We start from the raw sequence: 6,104 nt of genomic DNA, 5'->3' as shown, positions 1-6,104 counted from the left end.
TCTTACACAGCCCAAAGTGCGCCGCAATAGCGACTCTTGTTCGGGTGTTGGGTAAAATCGAAACGAATAGGCTTTTTCCATGTCTCACATTTTAGCATATATTTGGTAAATGCGCTAGTATTTAACGGTAAAGCCGTCGTTCTACGACGGGGTTTCAGACCCAAAATTTTCGATGACTGCCAGTGTATTGCAGTGTTTCCCCAATTTTACCCTTTGTGGCTCGATCAGGAATAATTAATGCTGACAGTGCCATCTCTATAGGTATGTCTGGGGTTGGGGAAGTGGGGTGTGGGAAGAATAAATAAAAACAATCTCCTGTCTCCTGACTTGAAACAGGGTGTAGGGTGTGGGGTGTGGGGTGTAGGGAAGGAAACCTCTTTCATCTGTGGGGGTGAAAATTTTTTCATCGAGACTGTCTCCTAACTCCTATCTCCTGACAGTTTTTAAATATTTTTCAACATCAGCAAAGAGCGAGTTTGAAAGCCGAGATTTTGGTAGAGATTGAGAGCATTGTCGTTATTGATGAAGACTTGTAAACCGATGCGGGTTTGTCCGCGACTTTTTGCCCAATCCTTAGCTCGATCGATTAGTGCGGTGGCGATACCCTGGCGACGATGCTGGGGATCGACGTAAATTAGAAAAATATGACCATAGCGATCGCCTGTCACCTGATCGACGGCGCTCCCCATCCAGAGACAAGCGATCGCCGTTTGTTGTCCTTCGACGATCCACAGGGGAGTATCGAGGCAAAAAAACTGTCTGACTGTATCAGCTAGATGGGAGAGGTTTTTTTGTTCGGGAAAAAATTCTTGATAGGTGCGGGTGAGAAAATTAATTAGTAGATAGCGATCGCTCGTTTTTCCCAGTCGCAGCCGATAATCTTCGGGAAGGTTAGCCATGCCAAGGATAAGAGAAAATTATGCCCAGGGATGGCTCGATCGGAGCGGGTGCCGCTAAATCTGCCGGTAAAAAAATCCGGATGCCAGTGGCAACCAGAGCAACTAAAAACACTAAGATAGTCAGGAGCGGGGCGATATATTGCCGAAAAAAAGCCATAATTATTTGATCTCTAAACTGCTGTTCCTTCTATTTTAAGGATTGCCAGTGGAGATATCGGCAATTTAAAAAAAAAAAATTCGCCCAAAAAAAAGTGATCGGCATACCGATCACCAGAAACCGACAACTAGACTATGACTAAACACCGATTAAATCTAACGAAGGTGCAAATAGGCCGCCTCTGCTTCCAATTGACGTACTAAAGCTTCATTTCCCTGCGCTCTAGCTACTTCCAGTCGGTGTTGTAAATTTCTGCGGAGTGTTTCTCTATGAGCGACGGTGGCCTGTGTTAGGACTTGCTGACGATTTTTGTTCATGATGGACAGACTTTTGAGCGACTTAACTTACCTTATATCTAAATCATAACATTCTCCTTGGTAAACTGTATCTTTAGCTACTGAATTTAGCGTTAAGATTTATTAAAGCTGTTGGCAACCATAGTGACAAGTCAATGACGGAACAGGCACTGATAACCCTTACTAGCGATTTTGGACTACAGGACGGTTATGTGGGCATTATCAAGGGAGTAATTGCGGGAATTGCCCCCCATGCTCGCACGATCGATCTGAATCATCAAATTTCGCCCCAAGACCTCTACGCTGGTCGTTTTGTCCTCCTAAATGCCTATCAATACTTTCCCCAAGGCACTATTCATCTGGCAGTTATAGATCCGGGGGTGGGAAGCAAAAGACGCGGGGTAGGGATTCGTTTTGCCGGTGGTTATTTAGTCGGGCCAGATAATGGTTTATTTAGTGGCATTTTAAGTCAATCTCCCGCTATATCTGCCGTTAATCTCGATAATTCTTCCTATTGGCGCACCCCTAACCCTAGCACTACTTTTCATGGTCGCGATATTTTTGCTCCTGTGGCCGCTTATTTGTCCCGGGGAGTACCCCTAGAAATGTTAGGTGAGATTATTGATCCCGATAGCTTGCAACAATTAGCGATCGCTGTTCCGCAAATCGAGGAAGATAAAATTAGCGGTCAAATCCAATATATCGACATTTTCGGCAATTTAATCAGTAATATTCCCGATTATCTCCTAGAGGGAAAAAATTGGTCAGTACAGTTGGGGCCAAAAATTATCCCCGCAAAAAACACCTACAGTGATGTTTCTTCCGGAGAAATAGTCGCTTTTATCGGTAGTCACGGGGGGTTAGAAATTGCCGTCAATAGTGGTAGCGCTCAAAAGCAATTACACCTAAATATTGGCGATGCGATCGAGGTTAGAATAGATAGGAGTCAGGAGTCAGGAGATAGGAGTCAGGAGATAGGGTGATAGGGTTTTGGGGGTTTTGGGGGTTTAGGGAAATTTCAGCCAAATGCTCCACTTCCCCACTTCCCCACTTCCCCACTTCCCCACTTCCCCACTTCCCCACTTCCCACTGATAACTGATATAGCTTTTTAATCAATTCTCATACTAATATCTAACCAAGTAGAACGGGTAATCGGGGCGCTAGTGGAAATATAATCTACTCCTGTTTCGGCAACGTTGCGAATGCGATCGAGGGTAATATTTCCCGATGCTTCTATTTTGGTTTTACTATTAAAATTGCGGATCATCTCCACAGCAGTTTGCATCATCTCTAAATCCATATTATCTAACATAATGCTCTCTACCTCCTGCTGCAGGGCCTGATTCACTTCTTCTAATTGGCTGGTTTCTACCTCAATTGTGAGAGGATAGGGCATATTTTGCCGTACACGACGCACTGCTTCCTCAATGCTGCCTGCTGCTTGAATATGATTATCTTTAATCATAATTGCATCATCTAACCCCAAACGATGGTTAATCGCACCACCGATACTGGAGGCATATTTTTCTAAAATTCGCAATCCGGGGGTAGTTTTGCGAGTATCCACCAATCTTGTCGGTAAATCGGCAATTTTCTCCACATACTGACGAGTGGCACTAGCAATTCCACTCAAGCGCATGGCAAGATTTAAAGCGACTCTTTCCCCAATTAACAGCGCATCGAGGGAACCTCCTATCTCGGCAATAACTTTAGACTTAGAGCAGAATTCCCCCTCAGCAACGGTGGGGGTAAAGTGAATAGTGGGGTTAAGCAGTTGAAAAACGCGTTCAGCTACGGGTAAACCGGCAATAACTCCCGCTTCTTTGGCAATCCAACTAGCTTGACCGATTTTAGCATGACCGAAGAAAATTGCTTGGGTGGTGCGATCGCCTCTACCGAGATCTTCTCGTAACCAGTTTTCTAACAAGGGATCAAGGACTAATAGGGGCGGTAACATAGAATTTATCGAAACAATCGGGACGTATTTATTTTAAGTTTAGGAATGTTTGACCTGTTTGTAAACTTTCTTTAATCGAAACTTATCCCTTCATAGATTAACTCGATCGCACAGTGAAAATCGAGACTAGATAGAATAATTTCTTCCCCTTGACTATAAGCGCAGTAAAACCAAATTTTATCTTCACCGCGACGATAAACCTCAACACTGATCGATTCGGGATCGACTAAAACGTATTCTTGTAAACTAGCAATCTGACGATAATATTGTAACTTTTTAGTGCGATCATAGTTTCCTGTGCTGGGGGAAAGCACTTCAATAATCACTTGTGGATGTTGAATAAAATTACGAGATTCTCTATCCCTAAAATCGCAACTAATCACCAAATCGGGATAAAAATAACGACTATTATTAGCTTGTACTTTCGCATCAGATACATTCACTCGACAGCCTCGCGGACGGAGATGAAGTCTTAAAGCAGTGTAAAAATTCAAGGTAATATCATTATGAGGCAGACTACCCCCAGTCATGGCGATAATTTCCCCATCAATGTATTCATGGCGACATTCCTGTGTAGCTTCCCATTCTAGATACTCTTCCGGGGTCATTCTTTCTGGGTATTGAGGTTGAGCGATCATTTTTCTTTTTCCTTGTCAACTAACTAAATTAATATCCTATTTCCTTTTTATGTTATACCATTTTCTCAGCCGAAGATTGAAGAATATTCATAATTAAGCGGTGACTGATTACCCTAATGATAAGATGGAGACAGAAAGCATTATTATCGCAGGTCGCTAAGATGACAAAAACAGTTGCCGATATCATGACTCCCAATCCCATCACCGTCACCGCTAACACTTCTCTGTCTGAAGCAGTGAAGATTTTGGCCGAAAAGCGGTTTAGTGGTTTACCCGTGGTGGATGACAATATACGACTGATTGGGGTTATCTCCGAAACTGACCTTATGTGGCAGGAAACGGGAGTAGAAGCTCCTCCTTACATTCTGCTCCTCGATAGCGTTATCTATCTACAAAATCCTAGCCGTCACGAGAAATTACTCCATAAAGCTCTCGGTCAAACCGTGGGGGAAGTAATGACCGATAAACCTATTAGTATCACAGCCGATCGCCCTTTGAAAGAAGCGGCCTCGTTAATGTATGATCGTCATGTGCGTCGTTTACCGGTGATTGAGGAAGAAACCCACAAAGTAATTGGTATTATCACTCGCGGCGATATCATTCGCGATATGGCAAAATCGGAAGCATAATTGCTTTTCTAGGGCAACAATTAACTAAAAGGTCTTGAACAAATGAATCAATCTCAGGAAACGGTTACTTATTCCCTAGAAACTATCTTGATGCGGATTGAGGGAAAAATCGATTCTTTACAAAAAGATGTGAGGGATTTAAAGGTAGGCCAAGCGGTGTTAACGGGAAAAGTTGAGGGAATAGAAAATCGACTAAACCCATTAGAAGGAAAACAAAAATATCAGTTTTGGGCATTAATTGTCCTCTTTCCCTTGCAATTTTTCTAAAAACTATCAGGATGAAGCGCCGTCAATTTCTCACTACTACTGCCATAACTGCTGTTAGTTTTTCCCTAATTCCTAGAAAAGTTGTTAGTAATAATTTTCCTCTAATTAAACCGCCACATCTACAACCGGGGGACGGAGTGGGTATTATTAGTCCAGCGGGGGCAACTTTTAAAGAAGATGATTTAAATATAGTTATCGAAGCAGTTAAAGCCCTAAAATTAGTCCCAAAAGTTGGTAAATACGCTTTAGAGCGTTATGGTTATTTAGCTGGTAAAGATAGCGAGCGAGCCTCGGATATAAATCAATTTTTTGCCGATGATAATATTGCATTAATTTTACCAATTCGCGGCGGTTGGGGAAGCGCTCGTTTATTACCTTATCTTGACTACGATTTAATTCGCCGTAATCCGAAAATTATCTGTGGTTTTAGTGATATAACTTCTTTATTATTAGCTATTTATGCCAAAACTGGTTTAGTTACTTTCCATGCTCCCAATGGCTTTTCTAGTTGGCGCACCGCTCAAACTGAAAGCTTTCGACAGGTTTTATTTTCTGGGGAAAAGTTGACTTTTAGAAATATTCCCGATCCCGATGATGCCAATCGTTTAATGCAGGTAAAAAATCGGATTCAAACTATTACTAAAGGTCAAGCAAAAGGTAAATTAATCGGTGGTAATTTAACCACCTTAGCCTCGATCGCAGGTTCTCCCTATCTACCAGATTTTACCAGTGCTATCCTATTTTTAGAAGATATTGGTGAAGATATTTATGAAATAGATCGCCTGTTAAATCAATTAAAATTAGCAGGAATTCTCGATAATTTAGCTGGGTTTATCTTCGGTCAATGTAGCAATTGTAGCGCCGATAGTGACTATGGTTCCCTAACTTTAGAAGAAGTAATCCGAGAATATATCCAACCCTTAAAAATTCCCGCTTGTTTAGGTTTGATGATCGGACATTTGGAGATTATCGAGACTCTAGCTATTGGTATTGCAGTAGAATTTGATGCTAATCGGGGAACAATTACTATGTTAGAATCGGCGGTTAGTAAGTAGGGTCTGCTGAAAAAGTTTTTCGGTGGGGGTTGGGGGATGGGGGATGGGGGATGGGTTTTACCGATTTTCAGGTGGTCAACTACCTAATTTTCAGGGAAAAAGTCCCGGAATTTTCCCCCTGATCACTCCCATGCCTGGTACTTTTTGATTGACAAAAAGTCTAAAAGTCTTACCCAACAAGGTTTTTAGATTTATTCAGCAGACC

10 protein-coding genes are annotated in these 6,104 nt (G+C 42.2%); 4 read left to right on the top strand and 6 right to left on the bottom strand.

What is annotated here, in order from left to right:
• From IM479_RS21540 to pirA, 4 genes are all read right to left on the bottom strand, one after another.
• A partial coding sequence (locus tag IM479_RS21540) for a helix-turn-helix domain-containing protein (protein WP_287674144.1) occupies positions 1-81 on the bottom strand: 81 nt, incomplete at its 3' end.
• Between the two features lie 362 nt (positions 82-443).
• Positions 444-899, bottom strand: coding sequence for a GNAT family N-acetyltransferase (locus tag IM479_RS21535; RefSeq protein WP_287079766.1), 456 nt, complete (start codon positions 897-899; stop codon positions 444-446).
• The gene (locus IM479_RS21530) at positions 892-1,056 is read right to left on the bottom strand and encodes a DUF8624 family small hydrophobic protein (protein ID WP_002732944.1); all 165 of its coding nucleotides are present in this window, start codon (positions 1,054-1,056) and stop codon (positions 892-894) included. The genes IM479_RS21535 and IM479_RS21530 overlap by 8 nt, the downstream gene beginning before the upstream one ends.
• 155 nt (positions 1,057-1,211) lie before the next feature.
• Positions 1,212-1,373 carry an arginine synthesis PII-interacting regulator PirA gene (gene pirA, locus IM479_RS21525; protein ID WP_002733724.1) on the bottom strand — a complete coding sequence of 54 codons (162 nt, stop codon included), beginning with the start codon at positions 1,371-1,373 and terminating at the stop codon, positions 1,212-1,214.
• 134 nt (positions 1,374-1,507) lie between these two features.
• On the opposite strand from pirA, the gene IM479_RS21520 reads away from it, so the two are divergent.
• Positions 1,508-2,335 (top strand): SAM hydrolase/SAM-dependent halogenase family protein, encoded by an 828-nt coding sequence (locus IM479_RS21520; RefSeq protein WP_287687740.1) that lies wholly within the window; start codon positions 1,508-1,510, stop codon positions 2,333-2,335.
• A 126-nt stretch (positions 2,336-2,461) separates the two neighbouring features.
• Here the strand turns inward: IM479_RS21520 and nadC are convergent, their stop codons facing one another.
• A complete protein-coding gene (gene nadC / locus IM479_RS21515; RefSeq protein WP_286826531.1) occupies positions 2,462-3,310 on the bottom strand; it encodes a carboxylating nicotinate-nucleotide diphosphorylase in 849 nt (282 codons plus the stop codon).
• A gap of 71 nt (positions 3,311-3,381) precedes the next feature.
• On the bottom strand, positions 3,382-3,948 hold the full coding sequence (locus IM479_RS21510; RefSeq protein WP_286826530.1) for a Uma2 family endonuclease: 567 nt from the start codon (positions 3,946-3,948) through the stop codon (positions 3,382-3,384).
• A 161-nt stretch (positions 3,949-4,109) separates the two neighbouring features.
• On the opposite strand from IM479_RS21510, the gene IM479_RS21505 reads away from it, so the two are divergent.
• From IM479_RS21505 to IM479_RS21495, 3 genes are read left to right on the top strand one after another with little or no spacing between them, the layout of a single operon-like run.
• Complete coding sequence (locus tag IM479_RS21505) at positions 4,110-4,577, top strand: CBS domain-containing protein (protein ID WP_286826529.1); 468 nt, start codon at positions 4,110-4,112, stop codon at positions 4,575-4,577.
• Between the two features lie 42 nt (positions 4,578-4,619).
• Entirely contained in the window at positions 4,620-4,844 is a 225-nt protein-coding gene (locus IM479_RS21500; RefSeq protein ID WP_286826528.1) for a polyhydroxyalkanoate biosynthesis repressor PhaR, read from the top strand.
• An 11-nt stretch (positions 4,845-4,855) separates the two neighbouring features.
• Positions 4,856-5,899, top strand: coding sequence for a S66 peptidase family protein (locus tag IM479_RS21495; RefSeq protein WP_286826527.1), 1,044 nt, complete (start codon positions 4,856-4,858; stop codon positions 5,897-5,899).
• The last annotated feature ends 205 nt before the right edge of the window (positions 5,900-6,104 follow it).

It is taken from the genome of Microcystis sp. M165S2 (genome assembly GCF_020245885.1).
Taxonomy (GTDB): domain Bacteria; phylum Cyanobacteriota; class Cyanobacteriia; order Cyanobacteriales; family Microcystaceae; genus Microcystis.
Note: the sequence above shows the minus strand (reverse complement) of the source record. Positions and strands in the feature narration are given on the sequence as shown.